This window comes from Brevundimonas sp. (assembly GCF_046293315.1).
Taxonomy (GTDB): Bacteria; Pseudomonadota; Alphaproteobacteria; order Caulobacterales; family Caulobacteraceae; genus Brevundimonas.
Genome location: NZ_JBKBPF010000009.1, coordinates 26,328 through 51,745, shown reverse-complemented (window position 1 = coordinate 51,745; position 25,418 = coordinate 26,328). Strand labels below are relative to the sequence as shown.

Here is a 25,418-nt window from a genome sequence, read left to right as displayed (position 1 = left end):
CTTCCTCGCGCGGCGGCGTCTCACCAGTCAGTCATGGACCCGTCGGGCAGGCGTGCGACCGGCAGACAGGCGGGCCTGTACGGATGCGTGGCCGCCAGATCCTCGTCGATGTCCACGCCCAGCCCCGGGGCCTCGCCCGGATGCATCATCCCGTCCGCGAAGCTGTAGGCGTGGGGGAACACGGCGTCCGTCTCGGCGGTGTGGCGCATGTATTCCTGAATCCCGAAGTTCGGGATCGACAGGTCGAAGTGCAGGGCCGCCGCCATGGCCACCGGCGACAGGTCCGTGGCCCCATGGCATCCGGTGCGCACCTTGTAGAGATCGGCCAAGGCCGCAATCCGCCGCAGGTGGGTGATGCCCCCCGCGTGCACCACCGTGGCGCGGATATAGTCGATCAGCTGCTCCTCGATCAGGCCCTTGCAGTCCCAGATGGAGTTGAACACCTCGCCCACCGCCAGCGGCGTGGTGGTGTGCTGGCGGATCAGGCGGAACCCGGCCGGGTTCTCGGCCGCCACCGCGTCCTCCATCCAGAACAGCCGGTAGGGCTCCAGGTCCTTGCCCAGCCGTCCCGCCTCGATGGGCATCAGCCGGTGGTGCACGTCGTGCAGCAGATGCACGTCCCAGCCCAGCGCCTCGCGCGCCGCGTCGAACAGCTGCGGCGCCGTCCTCAGATAGGGCTCGGTCGCCCACCGGGTCTCCGTCGGCAGGGCCGCGTCGGCGGGCTCATAGAACATCTTGTCCGTCGAAACCCCGTAGGTCCCCTTCACCCCCGGCACGGCGGTCTGCAGCCGCACGGCCTTGTAGCCCCTGGCCACATAGTCCGCCGCCTGGGCCACGGTCTCATCCACCGTCTCGCCGTTGGCGTGGCCGTAGACCATCACCCCCTCGCGGCAGGCGCCGCCCAGCAGCTGGTACAGCGGCAGGCCCGCCACCTTGGCCTTGATGTCCCACAGCGCCATATCCACCGCCGCGATGGCGGTCATGGTCACGGGCCCGCGCCGCCAGTAGGCGCCCCGGTACAGGTACTGCCAGATGTCCTCGATCCGGTGCGCGTCCTTGCCGATCAGGCAGGGAATGACGTGCTCCGCCAGATAGGCGTCCACCGCCAGTTCGCGCCCGTTCAGGGTGGCGTCGCCCACCCCGCTGACCCCCGCGTCGGTCTCGATCTTCAGGGTCACGAAATTGCGCCCGGGACAGGTGACGATGGTGCGGGCGGCGGTGATGACGGGCATGGGCACTCTGGCAGGAAGGACGGCTAGCGGGCCGGGGCGGCGATGAAGGCGTCGGCGATGGCCTGTCGCAGCGGCTTGGCCTGGTACGCGGCGTCATAGGGCGTCGGCCGCTTGGCGATCCCGTCGGGCCGCACCCAGTGGGTCTGCAGCCAGGAATAGGAATCCACCATGCCCCAGGCCAGCACGTCCTTGGTCTGCGGATAGCTCAGCATCAGGTCCAGATACCGCCGCGCCAGCTCGGCCACCGCCTGATCCCGCGAGGGGATGTCGGCGGGCAGGTTCTTGTCGTGCACGTCGAACTCGCTGATGACGATGTCCAGCCCCATGCCGGTGACCTCATCCATGAAGCGGCGCCAGTTGCCTTCACGGGCCGTGTCGAAGCCGACAGAGTCGTCGCTGTTGCCGGAACCGATGTGGCTCTGGATTCCCAGGGCGTCGATGGGCACGCCCCGCGCCTTCATGCCCTCCAGCAGACGCAGGACCCCCGCCTGATGCTGCTCGTGGCCAGCCTCCCAGCTCATGTAGTCATTGTAGACCAGCTGGGCGTTCGGCGCCGCCGCCCGCGCGGTGTGGAACGACAGGTCGATGATCTCCTGGTGGCCCAGATGCCGCGACAGCGCCGTCTCGCGCAGGGCGCCCGTATTCTCGTCGACGGTCTCGTTGACCACGTCCCAGGAATCGATGCGGTCGCCGTACCGGTCGACGATGGCGTTGATGTGCTCCACCACCAGCCGCTCGGCCTCGACCGCCGGGCGGGCGCCGTAGTCATGGGTCTCCAGCCATTGCGGGAACCATCGCGGATGGTGCCAGACCAGGGTATGGCCCCGCACGCCCATGCCGTGCTGTGTCGCGAAATCCATGACCCGGTCGGCCCGCACATAGTCGTAGGTGTTCACGTCGGGCCGCAGCACATACCACTTCAGCTCATTCTCATGGACCAGCACGCCGCACTCGCGGGCGAGGATCTCGCGATAGCGGGGATCGTCCAGGGACGCGGTCACCGTCCCCGGCTGGCCGGCGCCCACGGCGCTGCCGAACCGCATGCCCTTGCGGCGCGCCAGCGCGTTCAGCGACGGGCCCGACGTTCCAACGCCCCCCATGCCCGTGGTTTCACAGGCGGCCAGCAGGCCGGCGGCGGACAGGCTCAGGGCCTGGCGACGGTTCATCATGATGTCTCTCTCACGCTAGCAGCGCCGGGCGGCGCGCCGGGTTCGGGGTCGGCCAGATCCCCCAGCTCGCCCCGCGCCCTGGCCTTGCGGCCGTAGACGCGTTCGAACAGGGGTGAGGCCATCAGGGTGGTGACGATGGCCATCAGAACGAGGATGGAGAACAGGGCCGGACCGATCAGGCCCCGCTGCAGGCCGATGTTGATGATGATCAGCTCCATCAGGCCGCGGGCGTTCATCAGGGCGCCGATGCCGAGCGCCGTGGCGTTGTCCTGACCCGTCAGGCGGGCCGCCGCCCAGCAGGCGCCGAACTTGGTCAGCACCGACCCCGCCAGCACCGCCAGGGCGATGAGCAGCAACGGCCAGCTGTCCACGGTCGTCAGCTGGGTGTTCAGCCCCGAATAGGTGAAGAACAGGGGCAGCAGCACCACCAGCGTGAACGGCTCCAGCTGCTTGCGCACCTGCTCGGCGAACAGCCCCTTCGGCATCACCGCGCCCAGCAGGAAGCCGCCGAACACGGCGTGGATGCCAATGGCGTCCATGGCGAACGCTGACAGGGCGAACATCATCAGGGTCACGGCCATCAGCCCAGGGCCCACCCCGCCGTCACGCTCGGCGCGCTCGCCAAGCCGGACCAGAAGTCGCCGACCGATGGTGGTCATGATCACCAGGAAGAGGGCGGCGCCGCCCACCGCGGTGATCGCCACTCCGGCCCCGGCCCCGAAGCTGGCCAGGACGATGGCCAGGATGATCCATGCCCACGCATCGCCGATGGCGCCGGCCGACAAGGACAGGGTGCCCAGAGGCGTGCCTGACAGTCCGCGCTCGTGGATGATGCGCGCCAACATGGGAAAGGCGGTGATTGAGATGGCCGCGCCCATGAACAGCATGGCCTGGGTCATGGTCGCCCGGTCGCTGAACAGGCCCGGTGTGTTCAGCAGCCACGGCGTGATCAGCACGGCGAGCAGGAAGGGCGCGGCCGTCCCCGCGAATGAGACCGCCGCGGCGCTCTTCGCCTGGCTCAGGAAGTGGTCGGTGCGGAAGCCGAGGCCCACCAGGAACATGTAGAGCCCGACACCCAGCTGGGCGCCGACATAGAGTACATCGCGGGATTCCGCGGGAAACAGCATGGCCTGGATTTCGGGCGCCAGCAGGCCGAACAGCGACGGCCCCAGAATGACGCCGGCGATCATCTCGCCCACCACCTGCGGCTGGCCCAGCCAGCGCCGGGCGGCCCAACCCACGATCCGGCAGACGGCCAGGATCACGGCCAGCTGCAGGAAGAAGATCACGCTCATTTCAGCGGCTGTCATGACACCCCTCCATCACCCGATCACGATGAGCCGGACGACGAGAAAGAAAAAGGGGGCGGCCTGCCGGCGCACCGGCGGACCCGCCCCCAGTTGGACCGTCCGGAACTAGAAGGTCGCGCGCAGCACCACGGTGTAGCGGCGATCGTTCATGAACCACGACCGTCCGGCTCTCAGAAGGTCGTCGTTCAGAACCTGGCTGGTGCGGGTGATCTCGTTGAGCAGATTGACCCCCTGGACCCCCACCTTGAAGTTGTCGTTGATCGTGTAGAAGAGCGAGCCGTCCAACTGGCCGGTGTCCTCCTGCATGATCGGAGCGAAGGGCACGATCACGTCCCGGGTGGTCACCAGGAACTCGGACCGCCAGCTGTAGGCCAGGCGGGCGGACAGAGGCCCCTTCTCGTAGAACACCGCCAGATTGGCCGTGTGTTCGGACAGACCTTGCAGCGGCAGCAGGCTGACATCGACGTTCGCCACACGCCCGGCCCCCACGTCCGGGTCCGTTGCGGAGAGCGTGCTCTGCTCGACGCCATCGGAATCTACGAAGGTGTAGTTGGCGTTGAGTCCCAGCCCGTCCCAGGGCGACGGCAGGAAGTCGTAAGTCTGCTGATACGCGACTTCGAACCCTCGCACCGAGCCGGTGTCGTCAGAGTTGGTCGGCTGGGTCACCACGGCGTCAAACGAAGCGCCGTTGTTGGTGAAGGTCTGCCGTGTCGTGCCGTTTGTGATGACGTCCTCGAGGCGCTTGTAGAAGACCGAGAAGGTCAACTGGCCCACATCCGCGAAGTAGTACTCCACCGAGGCGTCGAAGTTGGTCGCGAGGATCGGCCTCAGATTGGGATTACCCACCGTGAACCGGCCTGTCGGCTCGCCGTCGACCACGTTCTCGGCCAGCGCGGAGAGGGCGACGTTGTAGTAATTCCGCGTCAGACCCACGTCCGGAGGCGTGATGGCCCGGGAAGCGCCGAAGCGGAACTGCAGCCCGTTGTCCAGCCGGAGCCGGACGTTCAGGCTCGGCAGCCAGTAATCGTAGTCCATGCTGGTATCGACAGCGGTGATCGCCCCGTTCGCAAAGTCGCGCGCGCCCTGACGCACGGCTGGCGAGAAGGTGCAGAACACCGGGGGCGCCTGGTCCGGTGGGACCGCGGCGCACTCCGCCTCCGACTGGAAGGATACGAAGGTGAAGGCGCGGAAGCCCTCCGTCGTGCGGTCGGTGCGGGTGTAACGCAAACCCACATTGCCGCTCAGTTCAGCGCCGTTGTCGAGGTCTGTCCGGAAGCGCAGCATGCCGTAGGCGGAGCGCGTAATCTCCTCCATCGGGTTGATTTCCTGGGGCAGGAACGGCGTGCCTTCAATCGCGTCGCATCGCATGAACGCCGGCACCCAGTTCTGCTGACAGCCATCGGCGTTCAGCCGGTCACGCCAGCTGTCGCCGACGCCCAGGGCGTAGTCGACCAGACGCTGATAGTCATTGATGGCGCTGGTGTTCCAGAACAGCCGCGGCTGATCGCCGGTCGGCGTCGGCACCTCGCCACGCATGAAATTCCCGAAGTCGAAGGGGCTGTGGTAGTCGGCCAGATTACCGACGCCGGGGACGGAGCCGTCCAGCCAGCGCGGCCCGCCCGGATCGCCGCCCCACTGTTCGCTGATCACGCCCCAGTTGTAGGTGCTGAAGCGGGTGGTCTGATCCCGCAGGGCGCCCCGCACCCCGAAGCGGACCGATTCGATCCAGTTGCTGTCCGGGAACGAGTAGTCGTAGTCGAACCGCAGGGCGTGGAGCGTGCCCTCGCTGTCTTCATAGTGGTCCATGGCCGAGCGGGTAAAGGTGGCGGCGGGCGCCCCCAGATCCGTAAACCCGGCATAGTTCGGACAGTGCTGGTGCGTGACGTTGCAGGGCGTTCCCGGCGTGCCCTGGGCCGGGTCCGCCGGGTTGGCGTCTCCGCTCCACAGACGGCGGGGATTCTCAAAGGTTACGATCGGGATGTCGGAGCCGCGCAGTTCGATGACGGCGTTCTGGTAGGTGGAGTTCCAGAGCGTGTTGTCCTCGACCTCCACGGTCGAGTCCACGAACTGATAGTCCAGGTTCATCCGGACCCGATCCGTGGGCGTGTAAACCAGATTGAAGCCGACATCGGTGGTGATGTAGCGCTGCCATTGATCGCGGCGGATGTTGTTGCTTTGCAAGCCCCAGTCCGGGGTACGCGGATTTCCGTTGTTCTGGTCAGCGCGCCAGCCCGTGCGGCCGGTGATCACGCCATTGGTGAACACACCGTCCGGACCGAACTCCAGCTGGGTGCCCTGCAGGGCGCGGGAGTCCCCGTTGTTGGCCACGTTATCGGTGGCGATTTCAAGCGCATACTCGGTCCACGACTGGGTAGAATCGGAGCGCAGGAACTGGCCGGTGGCGACCATGGTGCGGTCGGGACTGCGCCACTGGGCGGCGGCGGCGTAACCCTCGCGCTGCCGCTCGAAGGTCTGGCTGCGCATGGCGGCCCCACGCGGGAACCAGACCGACCCAGCTTCCGTCCCGGCCGGGCCGACGACGTCGCCATTGGCATAGAGGGTGCGGGGCCCGAAGTTGGATATCTGCTGACCGTCGCTGCGGGCGATCAGTTCGGAATTCACGAAGTTGAGAAGCAGACCGAACTCGCCGAACTCGGTGTCGAACCGGTCGCTCCACAGGGCCGAATAGGTCGGCGTCCACTCCTTGGCGAAGTCGCCGTAGCTGCCCTCGATGGAGCCCGCCAGAACGCGACCCGGCGCATCGAAGGGCACGCGGGTGCGCAGATTGATGCTGCCCGAGATGCCGCCTTCGACCATGTCCGCGGACTGGTTCTTGAACACGTCCACGCCGCCCATCAGCTCGGACGGCACGTCCTGGAAGCTGAGGCCTCGGCCGTTGGTGGCGCTGAAGGTGTCGCGGCCGTTCAGCTCGCTGCGCACCCACGTGAGGCCGCGCACGACGACGCCCGAACCCTCGATGGAGAAGTGATCCGGATCGACCCCGGCGCGGAAGCGGTCGATGGAGACGCCGGGGATCCGCTGGAGCGCCTCGGTGACGCTGCGATCGGGCAAGGCGCCGATATCTTCGGCCGTGATCGAGTCGACGAAGACTTCCGAGTCCTGCTTGATGGCCTGCGAGCTGCGCAGGCTTGAGCGGATCCCCGTGACGACGACTTCTTCAACCTCCGTCGCACTGTCCGGCGGCGCGACCTGCGCCACTGCTGGCGCGGCGGCCAGCACGGCGGTGATGGCCATTACCGAAGCCCCGGCTTTCAGCCCGGCTCCAAGGCGGACAGAGTCCGCCCGCATGTTTCCTGAAGTATGCACCCGATTTCCTCCCCAGCATTTTCTTTTGTTAGCGCTACCAAATCGAGGCGGCGCCAAATGTCTGATTAATGAAGTCGTAGCCCAGCTTTCAGGCTTCCGCAAGCCCTCCTTTCCCTGACGTTATGTGAGCCGCATTTTGGCCATATGAGCGACCGGGGATTTGTTCGCTTGAGCCCGCAGCCCTGAAAAACATGACGCTGTAACACTTCTCTGGCGCGCACGACGCCATTGACCGCGCCTTTTTTCTGCCCCTAGATGGAAAGAAAGCGCTGCGGGGAGAGCGCAAAAGCATGTCGGACAAATGCATCAGGCGCGTGCTGATCGTTGGCGGCGGAACCGCTGGCTGGATGACCGCCGCCGCCTTGTCCGAAACCCTGAAAGGGATGGCGCTGGACATCCGTCTGGTCGAGTCCGAGGCCATTGGAACCGTGGGTGTCGGCGAATCCACCCTGCCCCACATCCGCCACTTCAACGCTCGTCTGGGAATCCACGAACCTGACTTCCTGTCCCGCACCCAGGCCACCTTCAAGCTGGGCATCGACTTCCGCAACTGGGGTCGATTGGGCGACAGCTACATACATCCCTTCGGGGCCTACGGCGCCGATCCCGCCGCGCATGAGGCGGAGCTGTTCCACCACCTGTGGACGCGCGCGGGCGCGACCGGGTCCCTGGACGCCTACAGCCTGCCCGTCGCCATGGCGCGACGCGAGCGCTTCGCTCATCCGTCGACTGACCCGACCTCTCCGATGTCGGGCTTTTCCTACGCCTATCAGTTCGACGCTTCCCTCTACGCCGCCTATCTGCGGCGTTATTCGGAGGCTAGGGGCGTGGTGCGCACCGAGGGCCGCATCGCCGACGTCGCCCTGCAGGGCGAGACCGGTTTCGTCACCCATGTGACGCTGGAGAGCGGCGAGCGCATCGACGCCGACCTGGTCGTCGACTGCTCCGGCTTCCGGGGGCTGGTGATCGAACAGGCCATGAAGACCGGATATCACGACTGGACCCGCTGGCTACCCTGCGACCGCGCCGTGGCCCTGCCTTGCGAGCACGGCGGCCTGTTCGCCCCCGCCACCCGCGCCACGGCGCAGACGGCCGGCTGGATATGGCGGATCCCGCTGCAGCACCGTGTGGGCAACGGCCACGTCTACTGCAGCGCCTTCGTTGACGACGACGACGCCGAGACCACCCTGATGAACCAGCTTGAAGGCGTGGCCCTGGCGCCGCCCAACCGGCTGCGGTTCCTGACCGGCAAACGCAAACTCCAGTGGAACCGCAACTGCGTGGCCATCGGCCTGTCGTCCGGGTTCCTCGAACCGCTGGAGTCCACTTCGATCCACCTGATCCAGGCCGCGATCGGCTATCTGCTGGACCTGTTCCCCACCGGCGACTGGGATCCCGCCGACGCCGCGGAATTCAACCGCACCATGGACATGGAGTACGAGCGAGTCCGCGACTTCCTCGTGCTGCACTATCACGCAACCGCGCGTGACGACTCGGAGTTCTGGAACCACTGCCGCACCATGGCCATCCCCGACTCCCTGGCCTGGAAAATGGAGCTGTTCCGCGAACGGGGCGTGGTCGCGGCCTATGAGCACGGTGTCTTCCTGCACCCCAGCTGGGTCGCGGTCTATGTCGGCCAGCACGTGACGCCCCGCCGTTGGGACCCCCGCCTGGATGAGCTCGACCCGGCCGCCGTCCGCGCCGATCTGGACGAGCAGCGCCGCCGCATCGCCGCCATGGCGGAGCGCCAGCCTCGACACGTCGACGTCCTGGCCGCCGCCCGCGCTGCCGCCATGCCCGAGGCCCGGGCATGAGCGACAGGGGGCCCACCGAAGCCGTCATCGTCGGCGACGGGCCCGCCGCCTGGATCATGGCCCTGGCGATCAGCCGCGGCGCGCCCGCGCGCGTCACGGTTATCACCCACAGCTCGCCCGGGGATGTGGACCCCTTTGGTCCGGCCCTGACGGCGCCGCCGGCGATCCGCGGCCAGCACGCCCGACTGGGGCTGCCCCCGCCCGAAGCCATGGCCTGCGCCGTCCCGGTTATGGGCTTCAGCCTCGAGGGGCCCAACGGCGGCGGCTTCGTCCCCTTCGGTCAGACCGGGGCGGACATGGGGCCCGTCGCGTTTCACCAGCAGCTGGCCCGGCTTGGCCGTCTGGACGCCCTCGCAGAACATTCCCTGGCGGCCCAGGCCGCCAGGCTGGGCCGCTTTTCCCCGCCCTCGCCCGACCCGGCGTCGTTCCTGTCGACCCTCGACCACGGCGCCAGCTTCGAGGCCCAGCCCTACGCCGCTCTTCTCCGGAACAGGGCGGAGGCCAGCGGCGCGTCGGTGCGAGCCGGCGCGGTGACCGGGGCGCGGCGCAGCACTGACGGCCGGGTTGAGGCGGTCGAGCTGGAGGACGGCTCGTCAGTGCGCGGCGATCTCTTCATCGACGCTAGCGGAGCACAGGGGGTGCTGACCGATGCACCCTTCCAGCCATGGACCTCGCTGTTTCGTCTGGACCGGGCCGAGATCACGGTCAGCCAGGCGCCCTCCTCCGTTCATGTCAGCCTTGAGAGCGAGGCGGCCATGCTTCACCGCACCGCTCCCCTGCCCGGACGGCGCGTGGAGACCAGACTCACACAGGGCGGCGCAGGAACGCCCTTCATCCCTGGTCGGCGGGAGTCCTTCTGGGAGCGCAATGTGATCGCCGTTGGCGCGGCCGCGCATGTGTCACCGCCCTTGGGCGCGGGCGCTCTTCACCTGATTCACCGCGCCGCGGAACGGCTGATCGCCCTGTGGCCCGCCAGTTCGGAAGGCCTGCTGGAGGCCCGCGAGTTCAACCGTCTTATGACCGCAGAGGCGGAGGCCGACCGCGATTTCGCCCTGGTCCTGACACGCCCGCCCGGGGTGGCCCTCCCAGACCCCGCCGCACACCGTCTGGCTCTGTTCGAAGGCCGGAGCCGCATCAGCCGCCGCGAGCATGAGGCGTTCACCGCCGGGTTCATCGCCGCCGCGCTTCTGGCTTCGGGCCTGAAGCCGCGGCGTCACGATCCTCTGGCGGACGCGCTCGATCCCGCCATGCTCGCCGCCCGCGCCGACCGCATCCGCCATATGGCCGCCGCGACCGCCGCCGCCTTGCCAATCTTTGAAAGTTCAGGCGCATGATCCAGCCCGACGCGATCCGCAGCATCGTCATCGTCGGCGGCGGCACCGCGGGGTGGATGGCGGCCGCGGCCCTGTCGCGCCTCACCGCCAACGGCGTCACCCGTATCACCCTGGTAGAGTCCGACGCCATCGGAACCGTCGGGGTGGGCGAAGCCACCATTCCACCCATCCGCACCTTCAACGCCATGCTGGGCATCGATGAGCGCGAGTTCCTCAAGGCCACGCGCGGGTCGTACAAGCTGGCCATCGAGTTCGTCGACTGGACCCGGCACGGCCATACCTACCTGCACCCTTTCGGCCCCTTCGGCGCCGATCTGGAGGGGGTCAAGTTCTATCAGATCTGGCTGAAGATGCAGCGCGAGGGCCGCGCCTCGGGGTTCGGCGACTACAACCTGTGCGACGTGGCCGCGCGCCTGAACCGCTTCGGCGCCGTGACGCCCCAGATGCGCTCACCGGTCACCAACCCGGTCTGGGCCTATCACTTCGATGCGTCACGCTACGCCCGCTTCCTTCGCGCCTACGCCGAACAGCGCGGTGTGGTTCGTCAGGAGGGCAAGGTCCTGTCGGTGGAGCAGCGTCCGGAAGACGGTTTCATCGACGCCATCGTGCTGGAGGACGGCCGCCGCATCGACGGGGACCTGTTCATCGACTGCACGGGCTTCCGCGGCCTTCTGATCGAGCAGACCCTGAATGCCGGGTTCGAGGACTGGAATCACTGGCTACCCTGCGATCGGGCTGTGGCGGTGCAGTGCCTGAACGACAACGCCATCTCCCCCTTCACCCGCTCCACAGCGCGCGAGGCGGGCTGGCAGTGGCGCATCCCCCTGCAGCACCGTGTCGGGACTGGCTATGTCTATTCCAGCGCCCACATTTCCGATGATCGGGCCGCCGAAACCCTGATGTCCAACCTTGATGGAAAGGCCACGACAGATCCGTGGTCGCTGCGCTTCCGGGCCGGACGACGGAAGAAGGCGTGGATCAAGAACTGCGTCGCGCTGGGCCTCGCTTCGGGATTCCTCGAGCCGCTGGAGTCCACTTCGATCCACATGATCCAGGCGGGAATCACCAAGCTGCTGGCCCTGTTCCCGCACCGGGGCTTCGACCCGGCAGCGATCGAGGAATACAACCGCCTGACGAACGTGCAGATCGAGCAGATCCGCGACTTCATCATCCTGCACTATCACGCCAACGAACGCACCGGTCAGGACCTGTGGGACCATGTGCGGACCATGGAGATTCCCGACAGCCTTCGGCGGAAGCTTGAGCTGTTCAGAGGCGCCGGCGCCTTCTTCCGCCATGAAGACGAGTTGTTCGCCGAATCCAGCTGGTTGGCCGTGCTGATCGGCCAGAACGTGATGCCGGAACGCTACGATCCCCTGGTCGACGCCCTGCCGGAGGACGGGGTTGCGCGCGCCATGGACGAGCTGCGCCGCGCCGTTCGCGCGGCGGCGGACGCCATGCCCGACCACGCCGAATTCCTGGCCCGGCACTGCGCGGCGCCCGAACCTGAACCCGCCTGAGGCTGCATGACCGAGACCGACCACCGTATCCGAAAGATCGTCATTGTGGGCGGCGGCACAGCTGGCTGGATGACCGCCGCCGCCATGGCCAAGCTTCTGGGGCGCGACTTCGCCGACATCACCCTGGTGGAGTCCGACGAGATCGGCATCGTCGGCGTGGGCGAGGCCACGATCCCCCAGATCGGAATCTACAATCGCATGCTGGGCCTCAACGAGGACGAGTTCATCCGCAAGACCCAGGGCTCCTTCAAGCTGGGCATCCAGTTTGTGGACTGGGGGAAGAAAGGCCACGTCTATTTCCATCCCTTCGGCCCCTTCGGCGTGGACATGGAGGGGGTGTCCTTTCACGCCTACTGGCAGCGGCTCCACCTGGCGGGTGATCCGCACCGGCTGGAGGACTATTCGCTTCAGGCCGTCGCCGCGGCGGACAACAAATTCATGCGCGCCATCGACGCGGGCCGTTCGCCCCTGTCCAGCATCGACTACGCCTTTCATTTCGACGCCGGTCTGTATGCGCGCTTCCTGCGCGGCTTCGCCAAGGAGCGCGGGGTGGTGCGCCGAGAGGGCAAGGTCGTCGACGTGGAGCAACGCGCTGAAGACGGCTTCATCCAGGCGGTGAAACTGGAGAGCGGCGAACGCATCGAGGGTGAGCTGTTCATCGACTGCTCGGGCTTCCGCGGGCTGTTGATCGAGCAGACGCTAAAGGCCGGCTACGAGGACTGGACGCACTGGCTGCCCTGCGACCGGGCTGTCGCCGTGCCGTGCGAGAGCGTACCGGATTTCACGCCCTACACCCGCTCCACCGCACGCGACGCAGGCTGGCAGTGGCGCATCCCGCTGCAGCATCGCATCGGCAACGGATATGTCTACTCCAGCAACCACATCACCGACGACCAGGCCGCAGGGACCCTGCTTGGCAATCTGGACGGCAAGCCGCTGGCTGACCCGCGCTTCCTCCGTTTCGTCACCGGGCGGCGCAAGCAGTGCTGGGTCAAGAACGTGGTGGCCATCGGCCTGTCGTCAGGCTTCATCGAGCCGCTGGAATCCACCAGCATTCACCTGATCCAGAGCGGCGTCGCCAAGCTGATGCAGATGTTCCCGGACAAGCGCTTCGAGCCCGCCGACCGCGAGCGCTTCAACCGCATGACCCAGGTCGAGATGGAGCAGGTCCGCGACTTCATCATCCTGCACTATCACCTGACCAAACGGGACGACACGCCGTTCTGGGACCGCTGCCGCACCATGGACGTGCCCGACAGCCTCAAGGAAAAGTACCGCCTGTTCGAGGGCTACGGACGAATCTTCCGCGAGAACGAGGAACTGTTCAACGACACCAGCTGGATGGCCGTGATGGTGGGCCAGGGCCTCAAGGCCCGCGGCTATGACCCGGTCGCTGACGTCCTCAGCCTGGACGAAACCCGCGCCCGCCTCGGAGAAATCCGCCGGGTCATGCGCACCTCCGCCGACTACATGCCGCTGCAGAAGGAGTTCATTCAGGCCAACTGCGCGGCGGGATGATGTTCAGCACGATGGCTGGACACAGGCCCGCCGACCTTACATGATAGCGCTAACAATGACGCCGCCCGGCGGCGCGGGAGGACATCATGAAACATGCCATAACCGCCCTCGCGGCCAGCCTCGCCCTGACAACGCCTGCTTTCGCGCAGGACGCCTCCATCGCCCGCTTCGACTGGTTCGCCTATGAGGGCGCCGACCCGGAACACGCGGTGGTTCAGCCCGGGCCGGGCCAGTTCCGCAATCCGATCCTGTCCGGCTTCTATCCCGACCCGTCCAACACTCGCGCGGGCGAGGACTATTATCTGGTCACCTCCACCTTCGCCTATTTCCCCGGCCTGCCGGTCTTCCACAGCCGAGATCTGGTCAACTGGTCCCAGATCGGCAACGCCATCGACCGGCCCGATCAGGTGGATTTCGGAACCCTCGGCCTGTCGCGCGGCCTGTTCGCTCCGACCATCGAGCACCACGAGGGGGTCTTCTACATCCTCAACACCTGCGTGGACTGCGGCGACAATTTCGTCATCACCGCCACCGATCCGGCGGGGCCCTGGTCCGACCCGGTGTGGCTGCCGGACCTGGCGGGCGGCATCGACCCGGCCCTGTTCATCGACGAGGACGGCTCGGCCTGGATCCTCAACAACGGCCCGCCGGATCGCGAACCGGAGTACGACGGCCACCGCGCCATCTGGATCCAGCGCTTCGATCTCGAGACCCTGTCCACCCACGGCCCGCGCACCCTGCTGGTGGACGGCGGTGTGGACTTCTCGACCCGGCCCATCTGGATCGAGGGGCCGCACATCTACAAGGTCGACGGCCGCTATGTGCTGACCGCGGCCGAGGGCGGCACCGCCGAGGCGCACTCCCAGGTCGCCCTGGCCGCCGAGCGGCCCGACGGCCCCTACACGCCCGACCCGGACAATCCCTTCCTGACCCAGCGGAACCTGCCGCGCGACCGGGGCTTTCCCATCACCTCGGCGGGCCACGCCGATCTGGTCCAGACCCCCGACGGCGACTGGTGGGCCACCTTCCTGGCCGTGCGTCCCTATGGCGACGACTTCTACAACACCGGGCGCGAGACCTTCCTGATGCCGGTGACCTGGGAGAACGGCTGGCCCCGCATCACCGGGCCCGGCGAGGTCATCCCCCATGTGCTGGACCGCCCCAACCTGCCGCAACAGCCCGCGCCCGACCTCCCCACCACCGGCCCGTTCAGCGTCACCGAGGACTTCGACGGCGAGACCCTGCCGATCCACTGGCTGACCGTCCGCAATCCGCGCTCGGACTGGTTCAGCGTCTCGGACGGCGCCCTGCACCTGACCGCCCGCCCGCAGGGGCTGGGCGACATGGCCAATCCGTCCTTCGCCGCCCGGCGCCAGCAGCACATGACCGCCGCCGCCTCCACCGAGGTGCGTTTCACCCCCGCCCACGACGGCGACCGCGCGGGCCTCGCCGCCTTCCAGAGCGACGATTTCTGGTGGTTCATCGGCGTCGGCAGTCACGAGGGTCAGGATGTGGTGCTGGTCGAGCGCCGCGCCGGGCCGGACGATCCGGCGCGCGGCGTCATCATCGCCTCCGCCCCCCTGCCCGTCGCCCCCGGCGCCCCCCTGCGTCTGCGCGCGAGCGTGGATGTCGGCGAAATCGACTTGGCCTTCGCCGTACCGGACGGCGAGTGGACCGCGCTGGTCACCGAAGGCGACGCCAGCATTCTCAGCACCCGCATCGCCGGCGGTTTCGTCGGGGCGGTGTTCGGGGCCTACGCCTATTCTCCCGCGGGGCACGCCGATTGATGCAGCCAATTCCGGCGACACACGCTATGCTGGCGCTGCATTAAAGGGAGGCGCTCATGGTCCGTTTCATCGTCCAGTGGCTGGTCACGGCCCTGGGGCTGTGGCTGTCCTCGGTCCTGATCGCGGGAATCGAGTTCCGCGGCACCACCATCCTGATCATGGCCGCCCTGGTTCTGGGCCTGATCAATGCGGTTGTGCGGCCGATTCTGGTGATCATCACCTTCCCCATCACGGTCATCACCCTGGGCCTGTTCCTGCTGGTGGTGAACGCAGCGATGATCGGCCTGGCCTCGGTGTTCTTCGACGGCTTCACGGTCAGCGGCTTCTGGCCCGCCATCGGCGCGGCCGTGGTCACCGGTGTGGTCAGCTGGATCGCAGGCGCCTTCATCCGCGACTGAGGCTGCGCCCCGGACTGGCTTCACGCGGGCGCGCCTGCTAGACCGCGCCCATGCTGGTTCGCGCGCCCATTATCGTGATCTCGATTCGCCGCCCGGCGTAGCGTTTCAGGGCCTCGCCCCACGCACGCCGGGTTCGACAGATCACCCGCGCAACCACGATCAAAGCCTGAGACACCCATGGCCGACGCCCCCCAGACTCCTGTAGACCGCGACTATCGCGACACCGTCTTCCTGCCCGACACCCCCTTCCCCATGCGGGGCGGTTTGCCGAAAAAGGAGCCGGAGATTCTGACTGCCTGGGGCGACCTCTACGCCGCCCTGCGCAAGCAACGGCAAGCCGAGGGCGCGCCCCTGTTCGTGCTGCACGACGGCCCGCCCTACGCCAACGGCGACATCCACATCGGCCATGCGCTGAACAAGACCCTGAAGGACTTCGTGGTCCGCTCCCAGTTCCTGCTGGGCAATGACGTGGACTACGTCCCCGGCTGGGACTGCCACGGCCTGCCCATCGAGTGGAAGATCGAGGAGCAGTTCCGCGCCAGGGGCCGCCGCAAGGACGAGGTCTCCAAGGCCGAGTTCCGTCAGGCCTGCCGCGACTACGCCGCCGGCTGGATCGACGTGCAGCGCGAGCAATTCAAGCGCCTGGGCATCGTCGGAAACTGGGACGGCCGCTACGCCACCATGGACTTCGGCACCGAGGCCGCCATCGTGCGCGAATTTCACAAGTTCAAGAACAGTGGCCAGCTCTATCGCGGATCGAAGCCTGTCATGTGGTCGCCGGTCGAGCGCACGGCGCTGGCCGACGCCGAGATCGAGTACCACGAGCACAACAGCCCCACGATATGGGTCAAGTTCCCGGTCACCGGCGCCACGGACGATCATCCCGACGACTTGCTGGCCTTCCGCAACGCCACGCCCGCCATCGTCATCTGGACCACCACGCCGTGGACCATCCCGGCCAACCGCGCCATCAGCTACGGCCCCGAGATCGACTACGGCCTGTATGAAATCGTCGCGATGGAGGAAGGGCTGGAGTTCGAGCCCTGGGCCAAACCCGGCGACCGGCTGATCCTGGCCGACAAGCTGGCCGAGGACGTGTTCAAGGCGGCGAAGATCGCCACATGGACCCGCATCGACGCGGTCAATCCGTCCGGTCTGGAGTGCGCCCACCCGCTGGCCGCCCTGCACCCCGGCTTCGGCTATTCGGTGCCGCTGCTGGCGGGCGACCACGTCACCGACGAGGCGGGCACGGGCTTCGTGCACACCGCCCCCGGCCACGGCGCTGACGACTACGAAGTCTGGCGCGCCCACGGCCATCACGAGATCCCCGACACCGTCGATCCCGACGGCGCCTACTATGAGCACGTGCCCTTGTTCGGGGGCCTCAAGGTGCTGGAGACCGAGGGCAAGAAGACCGGCAAGTTCGGCCCCGCCAACCCCGCCGTGATCGAAAAGCTGATCGAGGCCGGCACCCTGCTGGCGCGCGGCCGCCTTGAGCATTCCTATCCGCACTCGTGGCGCTCCAAGGCGCCGGTCATCTTCCGCAATACGCCCCAGTGGTTTGTGCGCCTGGACGGCGAGCACGGGTTGCGTGACAAGGCCCTGGCCGCCATCGACGCCACCACCTTCCACCCGGCGGGCGGGCGCAACCGCATCCGCTCCATGGTCGAGTCGCGCCCCGACTGGCTGATCAGTCGCCAGCGCGCCTGGGGCACGCCGCTCGCCATGTTCGTGGACAAGCAAACCGGCCAGCCCCTGCACGACGACGCCGTGGACACCCGCATCGTCGAGGCCGTCCAGGCCGAGGGCGCCGACGCCTGGTTCACCCGCCCCGACAGCGACTTTCTGGGCGCCGGCCACGATCCGGACCGCTATGAGAAGGTCGAGGACATCCTCGACGTCTGGTTCGACTCCGGCTGCACCCACGCCTTCACCATCGAGGGCCGCGCCGATTCAAAATGGCCCGCCGACCTCTATCTGGAAGGCTCGGATCAGCATCGCGGCTGGTTCCAGTCGTCCCTGCTGGAAGCCTGCGGCACCCGCGGCCGCGCCCCCTATGAGGCGGTTCTCACCCACGGCTTCACCCTGGACGAGAACGGGGAGAAGATGTCCAAGTCCAAGGGCAACACCGTCAATCCCCTGACCGTCATCAACGAGTCCGGCGCCGACATCCTGCGCTTGTGGGTGTCGGTGGTGGACTACGCCGAGGATCAGCGGATCGGAAAGCAGATCCTTCAGACCACGGTGGATGCCTATCGCAAGCTGCGGAATACCGTCCGCTACCTGCTGGGCGCCCTGAACGGCTTCGACGAGGCCGAGCGCCTGACCGACCTGGACCAGTTCCCGCCGCTGGAACGCTACATCCTGCACCGCCTCTGGGAGCTGGACGGCGAGGTGCGCGCCGCCTACGCCCGCTACGACTTCCAGGACGTGGTACGCCCGGTGCTGGAGTTCTGCTCCAATGACCTTTCGGCCCTCTATTTCGACATCCGCAAGGACAGCCTCTACTGCGACCGCCCGGACAGCATCAAGCGCCGGGCCGTGCGCACGGTCATGGACGAGGTCTTCATCCGACTCACCGCCTGGCTGGCCCCCCTGACCCCCTTCACCATGGAAGAGGCGTGGACCACGCGCTTCCCTGAAGCCGGCTCCAACTGCGCCCGCGTCATCCCGGCGACGCCCGCCGAATGGGAAAATGCCGCCGAGGCCGAGCGCTGGGCGAAGGTCGACACGGTGCTGGAAGAAGTGAACGATGCTCTGGAGGCCGCCCGCCGTGACAAGCTGATCGGCGGCGCCCTGGACGCCTGGCCCTCGGTCACGGCGCCCGCCGAGGCGCTGGCCGCCTTCGACGGTCTGGACCCGGCCGAGGTGTTCCGCACCTCCGGCGCCGAACTGGCGGCAGGCGAGACGGCGGTCACGGTCAAGGTCGCCGACCATCCCAAATGCCGCCGCTGCTGGCGCCGCATGCCAGACTTCAGCGCATCCGGCGGCCTGTGCGGCCGGTGCGAGGACGCGGTCGCGGCCATCGACGCCAGGGCCTGAGTCCAGCCAGACGGCCTGCGGGCCGTCTGGTCAGGCCCGGGTCGCCCAGACCAGATATTCGCGGTTGCCGTCGCCGCCGACGATGGGGCTGTCCGTGGTTTCGCGCACGGTCCAGCCCTGCTCGCCAAGCCAGGCCACGGCGCGGTCCAGCGCGGCGGCCCGGGCGTCGGCGTCGCGCACCACGCCCTTGCGGCCCACCTCGCCCCGGCTCTCCATCTCGAACTGCGGCTTGACCAGGGAGACCAGATCTGCCCCCGGCGCCGCCAGCGACAGGGGCGTCGGCAGCACCTTGGCCAGGCCGATGAAGCTGACGTCGCACACGATCAGCTCGGGCGCCCGGTCGATGAGGCCCGGCGTCAGATTGCGGGCGTCGGTCTTCTCCAGATTGACCACGCGCGGGTCGTCGGCCACCGCGGGGTGCATCTGGGCGTGGCCCACATCCACGGCGAAGACCTGCGCGGCGCCGCGCTCCAGGCAGACCTCGGTGAAGCCGCCGGTGGAGGCGCCCACGTCCAGCACCACCCGCCCCTCGACCGCCACCGGCCACAGGGTCAGGGCGTGATCCAGCTTCAGCGCCGCCCGGCCCACGAAGCGGTGGGCCGGCTCGGCGGTGACGGCGGCATCCTCGTCCACCTTTTGCGACGGCTGCCTGGCGGGCTCGCCGTCCACAGTCACTCCGCCCGCCTCGATGGCGGCGCGGGCGCGGGCGCGCGTGTCGAACAGGCCGCGCGCGACGAGCAGTTGGTCCAGCCGGGTTTTCAGACCAGATCCTCCAGCCGTTTCAGCGCCGCCTGCATCTTCGCCTTGCCCGCCTCGGCGGCGGCCAGCTTCTCGCGCTGTTCGTCCACCACTTCGGGGGCGGCGCGGGCGACGAAGTTGGGGTTGCCCAGCTTCTTGTTCACGTGGCCGACGTCGGACTCGAAATCGGCCACGGCCTTCTCCAGCCGCGCACGCTCGGCGCCCAGATCGATCAGGTCGGCCAGCGCCAGAGCCGCCGTGGTCGAGCCGGAGACGAAGGTCACCGCACCCGTCGGCGCCGCATCCGCCGTCTGCACCGACAAGACCCGGGCCAGGGTCTGAAGCAGGTCACGGTGACGATCGACGCGGGCGGCGGTCTGGCCGTCCGGCGCCACGATGGTCAGCGGGGGCTTGGCCGCCGGCGGCACGTTCATCTCGCCGCGCAGCGCCCGCACCTCGGTGACCAGATCCACCAGCCAGCCGATCTCGGCCCCGGCGTCCGCGTCGATGAAGGTCTCGGGGAACTCGGGCCAGGCCGCGCCCATGACCAGCCCCTCGCCGCCCAGCTGCGTCCACAGCTCCTCGGTGATGAAGGGCATGACCGGGTGCAGCAGCTTGATGGTCTGGTCCAGCGTCCAGGCGGTCATGGCCCGGGTTTCGGCCCGGGCCGCTTCGTCGGCGCCGCCGAACACCGGCTTGGCCAACTCCAGATACCAGTCGCAGAACACGTTCCAGATGAAGCGATACAGGGTGCCCGCCGCGTCGTCGAACCGGCCGCCCTCAATGGCGTCCGCCACCTGGCGTTCGGTCTTGACCAGTTCGCCGCGGATCCAGCGGTTGATGGTCTGCTCCACCGTGGCCGGATCGAAGCCCTCGACCCGCGCCGCCTCGTTCATCTGGGCGAAGCGGGCGGCGTTCCACAGCTTGGTGCCGAAGTTGCGGTAGCCCTCGATGCGCTGCTTCGACAGCTTGATGTCGCGGGTGCCCGACAGGATCGCCATGGTGAAGCGCAGGGGGTCGGCGCCCAGGTCGTCGATGATCTCCAGCGGGTCGATGACGTTGCCCTTGGACTTCGACATCTTCTGGCCCTTCTCGTCGCGGACCAGGCCATTGATGATGACCCGCCGGAACGGGACCTCATCCATGAAATGCAGGCCCATCATCATCATCCGGGCGACCCAGAAGAAGATGATGTCCGCCGCCGTGACCAGATCGGAGGTGGGATAGAACCGCTCCAGATCCTCGGTCTTGTCCGGCCAGCCCATGGTCGAGAACGGCCACAGGGCCGACGAGAACCAGGTGTCGAGAACGTCTGCGTCTCGCAGGACATAGATCGGGTAATCCGGGTGATCCCGACCAATGTATGGAACTGCGGCGTCCTTCATCAGGGTGAACGCATCGTCCCAAGAACTCACCTCGACGAACTTGACTTGGGAATCTCGGCCCTCGGCCGCCCACCGGGGCTCCCATTTGGCTTTAAAATCCACATACAGTTCTTCAAGTTGAGGCAGTGCCTCTTCCCAGCTCTCTGCCACGATCGTCTCGTAACCCGCTGTGCTCGGATACTCTGGCAGCCCAGTCTCGGGATCGGGCCGAGGAACGTACCAAGCTGGGATGCGATGGCCCCACCAGAGCTGGCGGCTAATGCACCAAGGCTCGATGTTGCGCAGCCATTCGAAATATATCTTCTCGTAGGACTTCGGCTCGAACACGGTCGCGCCGGTTTCGACCGCCTTGATGGCCGGCTGAGCAAGGGTGTGGGCATCGACGTACCACTGGTCCGTCAACCAAGGCTCGATAACGACGCCGGAACGATCGCCATGCGGGACGACGTGGCGGGTCTTCTCGATCTCGCGTAGCCAGCCTTCCTCTTCGGCGCGAACTATGATCGCCTTGCGGGCCACGAACCGATCTAGGCCTGCATACTCCGCTGGAGCCGCCTCACTGGACCATTTGACCAAGATTTCTTCGGTGACCGGTCCGCCGCCACCAGCTTGGCCAATCAAGGTCATCTGAAATTGCGGGGCAATCCTCCCGAAAGCATCCAGAATATTGATAGCGGGCAACATGCTCCGCTTGCCGACTTGGAAGTCGTTGAAGTCGTGGGCCGGCGTGATCTTCACCGCGCCCGAGCCCTTGGTCGGGTCGGCATAGTCGTCGGCGACGATGGGGATGCGGCGGCCGGTGATCGGCAGGATCACCTGCTTGCCCACCAGCCCGGCATACCGCCCGTCATCCGGGTGCACCGCCACGCCGGTGTCGCCCAGCATGGTCTCCGGCCGCGTGGTGGCGACCACGATGTAGTCGCGGGTTTCGTATTCGGTCGCCTTGCCGTCCTCGTCGAAGGCGACCGGGTGCTCATAGGTCATGCCGTCGGCCAGCGGATAGGCGAAGTGCCAGTAGGCGCCCTCCACCTCCTTCTGCTCGACCTCCAGATCGGAAATGGCGGTCTGGAAGTGGGGGTCCCAGTTGACCAGCCGCTTGTCGCGATAGATCAGCCCGTCCCGATGCAACTGAACGAACACCTTGCGCACCGCCGCGTTCAGGCCCTCGTCCAGGGTGAAGCGCTCGCGGCTCCAGTCGCACGAGGCGCCCAGGCGGCGTAGCTGGCGCACGATGGTCCCGCCGCTCTCGGCCTTCCAGTCCCAGACCTTGTCGATGAAAGCGTCCCGGCCCAGGTCGCGGCGGCCGATATTGCCCTCGGCGGCCAGCTTGCGCTCCACCACCATCTGGGTGGCGATGCCCGCATGGTCGGTGCCGGGCAGCCACAGCACCGCCTTGCCCTTCATGCGGTGATAGCGGGCCAGAATGTCCTGCAGCGTGTTGTTCAGCGCATGGCCGATGTGCAGCGAGCCGGTCACGTTGGGCGGCGGAATGACGATCGAATAGGCGTCGGCGGCGCCGTCAGTGGCGGCGCGATCCCGGGGCGCGAACAGGCCGCTGGCTTCCCACCGGGCGTAGTGGCGCGGTTCGGCGGCCTTGGGGTCAAAGGTCTTCTCAAGCATCGCGTGATCGTTTCGTCGGAAAGAAAAAGGCGGCCCCGTCGGAGCCGCCTTCCGTAGATAGTCGGATGAGGCCCGAAGGGCCAGCGTCGGCGTCAGGCGCCGCCCTGGCGGGAGATGCGCTCCACCTCGGCGCGTACCTCGCGCTCGACGATGCCGGGCAGGTTCGCGTCGAGCCAGTCCTTCAACATCGGGCGCAGCAGTTCGCGCACGATGTCCTCCAGCGAGCGGGCGTCAGCCGGGGTGCGCGCGGCGGCGGTCAGGCCCGCAAAGGCCGAGGCGGCGGCGCCGGCGGCGGCGGCGCTGACCAGCGACTCAGCGGGCGCGGCCGCGACAGGGGCGGGTTGCGGGGCCATTTGCGGGACGGACGCCGGTTCGGGCTCGAACGCCGGTTCAGGGAACGGCTCGGGTGCGGACACGTCCAGATCGCCGATGCTCTCCTCGGCCTGGGGCGCCTCGTAGCGCTCGGTCAGCTCCAGCACCTCTTCGTCCTCGACGGGAGCGGCTTCGGGCTCAGGCTCCGGGGCCGGCTCCTGCATCGCGGGGGCGACGGCTTCAGGTTCGGGCGCGGGTTCCGGCTCGGCCTGGACGGGCATGGGATCGGGTTCCGGTTCGGCCGGAGCCGCCTCGGCGGCGGGCGCGTCAGCCGGAGCGTCGTCCTCGGAGATGATCCGCCGGATGGAGGCGAGAATCTCCTCCATGGTCGGTTCCTGGGCGGATTGATCGGTCATGGCGAATCCCCGAAGCGGCCGGTCAAAATCACAAGCATCAAAGGAACACGCGCCATTCTGCGCGCCTGCCCCCATGCCCTTGTCGTCGCACTTAGAGGCTCGGGAATCAACGCTCGTTTTCGCCGAGACGGTTAATTACGCGGCCTATTCCGTCGGCGCCGTGCGGATGATCTGGGACTTCAACTGGGTGTCGATGGGGGCGTCTACCTGGTCATTGGCGGGCATGATCGAGGGGGCCGCGATGCGGTCGATGGCCTCGATCACGCCGTCCCACGGCAGGCCGCCGCGGTTGCGCACCCGCTGGAAGTTGGCGGCCGGATCATAGGGGTCCAGCGAAGGCACGAGAGCCGGGCCTTCCAGTCGGCCCATGGCGGCCAGCAGTGCGGCCTGGGCCACGTATTCGTTGCGTCGGGCGGACACCAGATTCACCTCCGCCGAGCGCAGCTCCAGCTCCTGGTTCAGCACGTCCAGGGTGGTGCGCAGACCCACCTGGGCTTCCTGACGCACGCCCTCGGCCGCGATACGGGCGGCGCGCACAGCCTCCTCGCCCGCCTGTAGCGAGGACCGGGCGGAGATCATCTGGGCGTAGGCGGTGCTGACGCTGCGCAGCACCTCTCGACGCTCCCCCTCCACGCCGATCTGGGCGACGTTGGCGTCTTCCAGGGCCTGGGCCACGCGCGAACGGTTCAGCCCGCCGGTAAACAGCGGCACGGTCAGGTTAGCCGTGACGTTCAGGCTGGTGCGCTCGAACGGATCGAACTCGTTCAGGGCGCTGGAACCGCCATAGCTGGCGTTCAGGCTGGCCGAGGGCAGGTATTCGCTGCGGGCGGCGGCCACGCGAGCCTCGGCGCCGCGCAGGCGGTACTCGGATGCCGTCAGGCCGGGATTCTCGACCAGACCCGCGTCCAGGGCGACATCGAAGTCGTTGGGCACGCCCGGCAGGGGCGGCGGGGTTTCCAGATCTGTCGGCGTCTGACCCACCACAGCCGCATAGGCGGCGCGGCTGACCGAAAGCTGGGCCTGGGCGCCGGCCAGATCGGATTCGGACTGGGCCAGGCGCGCTTCGGCCTGGGCCACGTCGGTGCGGGTGATCTCGCCGACCTCGAACCGCGCGCTGGCCTCCTCCAGCTGGCGGCTCAGGACGCCGATGTTGTCCTGACGGATGCGTAGGATCTCCATGTCCCGCTGCACGTCCACATAGGCTTGGATTACGCCCTGCAGCACCGACTGCTCGACGGCGCGCAGGTCCTCGCGCCCCGCCAGCACCGCCGCTTCCGACGCATTGATGCCGTGGGCCAGACGGCCGCCGGTGTACAGGACCTGGGACAGACCCACGCTGACGCTGCCCGAATTGCTCTCGCGAGCAGCGCCGCTGCTCGAGAAGGCCGCGCCCGGAATGGTCGCCGTGGCATCGGGGATTCCGTCGCCGTCCGTGTCGATGGGGACGGGAATGTCGGGGATCGCGCCCCCGGTCGTTTCGCCGTAGTTGCGCGTGTAGGCGGCGCCCACGGACGCGTTGATGTTCGGCCGCAGTCCGGCGCGGGCCTGCACATAGGTCTCGTCCAGGGCCCGCTGCTGCGCGCGCTGGGCCAGCAGGGTCGGATTGGTCTGGTACGCAAGGGCGATGGCGTCCTGCAGCGAGTCCGCCGAAACCGGCCCGGCCAGCGCCGCCATCAGGGCCAGAGCGGCGGCGGAAGCCAGCGCGCGGGTACGTCTCACCATGACCAGTCCTCAAAGATTAGGGCGCGAGATGCGCGCGCGTCAGGCTGGTTTGCGAAATGCCCGCCGTTCGCGCCAGTTAAGTTTTCTTCACGCAAAACGGGCGGCGTTCCGTCGCGCGCAGGATTCAAAAGCTGAAGGCCGCTTCGGGCGTCATACCCGCCAGCACCGGCGGCGCTGCGTCAAACAGGTCACGGCGCGAAAATCCGTCGCGGCCCCGCACATAGAGCACGCCCCGGCCTGACGGGCCCGTGCGCTCCACCACCGCCAGCCGCCCGCCCACGGCAAGGGCGTCGAGCCAGACCTGGGGCCGCGCGCCCACAGCGCCTTCGCTGACGATGATGTCGTAGCCCTCGCCCTGCGGTTGATCGAAGGGCGCGGCCGTTGTCTCGACCCCGGCGTCAGCCAGAGCCGGCGCGACCACATCCAGCACGGCGTGATCCGCCTCCTGGGCCGTGACCGCGGCGCCCAGACGGGCCAGCACGGCTGCGGCATAGGGGCCTGCGATGGCCAGGGCCTTTTCGCCCGGACGGACCTCAAGCGCGCTGAGCAGCTTGGCCACCTCGCGCGGCAGCATCAGCACGCGCCCGCCCGCGATCTCGCATTCCGCTTCCGCATAGGCCGAAAACGCCCGGTCGGGGGCGCAGAAGCGCTCGCGGGGCACGGCCAGCAGCGCGGCCTGAAGCGCGCGGTCGGTCACGTCGTTCACGCGGACCTGGGAATCCACCATCATCTTGCGGGCGGCGACGAAGTCCATGGCAGCTCGAATCCTGATCA

The 25,418-nt window shown here is 67.7% G+C and carries 16 protein-coding genes; 7 read left to right on the top strand and 9 right to left on the bottom strand.

The annotated features are described in order from the left end of the window. Positions 1-20: 20 nt before the first annotated feature. The 4 genes from manD to ACK4SE_RS09705 form a co-directional block, all read right to left on the bottom strand. Entirely contained in the window at positions 21-1,232 is a 1,212-nt protein-coding gene (gene manD / locus ACK4SE_RS09720) for a D-mannonate dehydratase ManD (protein ID WP_409691794.1), read from the bottom strand. A gap of 23 nt (positions 1,233-1,255) precedes the next feature. Continuing rightward, complete coding sequence (locus tag ACK4SE_RS09715) at positions 1,256-2,401, bottom strand: endo-1,4-beta-xylanase (RefSeq protein WP_409691792.1); 1,146 nt, start codon at positions 2,399-2,401, stop codon at positions 1,256-1,258. Beyond that, on the bottom strand, positions 2,398-3,711 hold the full coding sequence (locus ACK4SE_RS09710) for a cation:proton antiporter (protein WP_409691789.1): 1,314 nt from the start codon (positions 3,709-3,711) through the stop codon (positions 2,398-2,400). Before ACK4SE_RS09710 ends, ACK4SE_RS09715 begins: the two co-directional genes overlap by 4 nt. A gap of 105 nt (positions 3,712-3,816) precedes the next feature. Continuing rightward, complete coding sequence (locus ACK4SE_RS09705) at positions 3,817-6,966, bottom strand: TonB-dependent receptor (RefSeq protein ID WP_409691786.1); 3,150 nt, start codon at positions 6,964-6,966, stop codon at positions 3,817-3,819. Between the two features lie 362 nt (positions 6,967-7,328). Between ACK4SE_RS09705 and ACK4SE_RS09700 the strand changes: the two genes are divergently transcribed. The 7 genes from ACK4SE_RS09700 (at position 7,329) to ileS (ending at position 18,451) form a co-directional block, all read left to right on the top strand. Further along, a complete protein-coding gene (locus ACK4SE_RS09700; protein WP_409691783.1) occupies positions 7,329-8,852 on the top strand; it encodes a tryptophan halogenase family protein in 1,524 nt (507 codons plus the stop codon). Then, complete coding sequence (locus tag ACK4SE_RS09695) at positions 8,849-10,186, top strand: tryptophan 7-halogenase (RefSeq protein ID WP_409691782.1); 1,338 nt, start codon at positions 8,849-8,851, stop codon at positions 10,184-10,186. Before ACK4SE_RS09700 ends, ACK4SE_RS09695 begins: the two co-directional genes overlap by 4 nt. Next, entirely contained in the window at positions 10,183-11,706 is a 1,524-nt protein-coding gene (locus ACK4SE_RS09690) for a tryptophan halogenase family protein (RefSeq protein WP_409691779.1), read from the top strand. Before ACK4SE_RS09695 ends, ACK4SE_RS09690 begins: the two co-directional genes overlap by 4 nt. Before the next feature lie 6 nt (positions 11,707-11,712). Beyond that, a complete protein-coding gene (locus ACK4SE_RS09685; protein ID WP_409691776.1) occupies positions 11,713-13,224 on the top strand; it encodes a tryptophan halogenase family protein in 1,512 nt (503 codons plus the stop codon). 86 nt (positions 13,225-13,310) lie between these two features. Next, positions 13,311-15,011 carry a glycoside hydrolase family 43 protein gene (locus ACK4SE_RS09680; RefSeq protein WP_409691773.1) on the top strand — a complete coding sequence of 567 codons (1,701 nt, stop codon included), beginning with the start codon at positions 13,311-13,313 and terminating at the stop codon, positions 15,009-15,011. Between the two features lie 56 nt (positions 15,012-15,067). Then, positions 15,068-15,409, top strand: coding sequence for a phage holin family protein (locus ACK4SE_RS09675; RefSeq protein ID WP_409691770.1), 342 nt, complete (start codon positions 15,068-15,070; stop codon positions 15,407-15,409). A gap of 177 nt (positions 15,410-15,586) precedes the next feature. Next, the gene (ileS, locus tag ACK4SE_RS09670) at positions 15,587-18,451 is read left to right on the top strand and encodes an isoleucine--tRNA ligase (protein WP_409691768.1); all 2,865 of its coding nucleotides are present in this window, start codon (positions 15,587-15,589) and stop codon (positions 18,449-18,451) included. A 30-nt stretch (positions 18,452-18,481) separates the two neighbouring features. Here the strand turns inward: ileS and ACK4SE_RS09665 are convergent, their stop codons facing one another. The 5 genes from ACK4SE_RS09665 to ACK4SE_RS09645 all read right to left on the bottom strand — a co-directional run bounded on the left by ACK4SE_RS09665 (position 18,482) and on the right by ACK4SE_RS09645 (position 25,398). Further along, positions 18,482-19,213: a TlyA family RNA methyltransferase gene (locus ACK4SE_RS09665; protein ID WP_409692002.1), complete on the bottom strand. Its 732-nt coding sequence runs from the start codon at positions 19,211-19,213 to the stop codon at positions 18,482-18,484. Continuing rightward, positions 19,210-22,194, bottom strand: a complete 2,985-nt coding sequence (locus ACK4SE_RS09660) for a valine--tRNA ligase (RefSeq protein ID WP_409691765.1) — start codon at positions 22,192-22,194, stop codon at positions 19,210-19,212. Before ACK4SE_RS09660 ends, ACK4SE_RS09665 begins: the two co-directional genes overlap by 4 nt. Before the next feature lie 92 nt (positions 22,195-22,286). Further along, the gene (locus tag ACK4SE_RS09655) at positions 22,287-22,922 is read right to left on the bottom strand and encodes a DUF2497 domain-containing protein (protein ID WP_409691762.1); all 636 of its coding nucleotides are present in this window, start codon (positions 22,920-22,922) and stop codon (positions 22,287-22,289) included. Between the two features lie 144 nt (positions 22,923-23,066). Then, positions 23,067-24,644, bottom strand: coding sequence for a TolC family outer membrane protein (locus ACK4SE_RS09650; protein ID WP_409691760.1), 1,578 nt, complete (start codon positions 24,642-24,644; stop codon positions 23,067-23,069). Between the two features lie 124 nt (positions 24,645-24,768). After that, positions 24,769-25,398 (bottom strand): protein-L-isoaspartate O-methyltransferase family protein, encoded by a 630-nt coding sequence (locus ACK4SE_RS09645; protein ID WP_409691758.1) that lies wholly within the window; start codon positions 25,396-25,398, stop codon positions 24,769-24,771. Between the last annotated feature and the right edge of the window lie 20 nt (positions 25,399-25,418).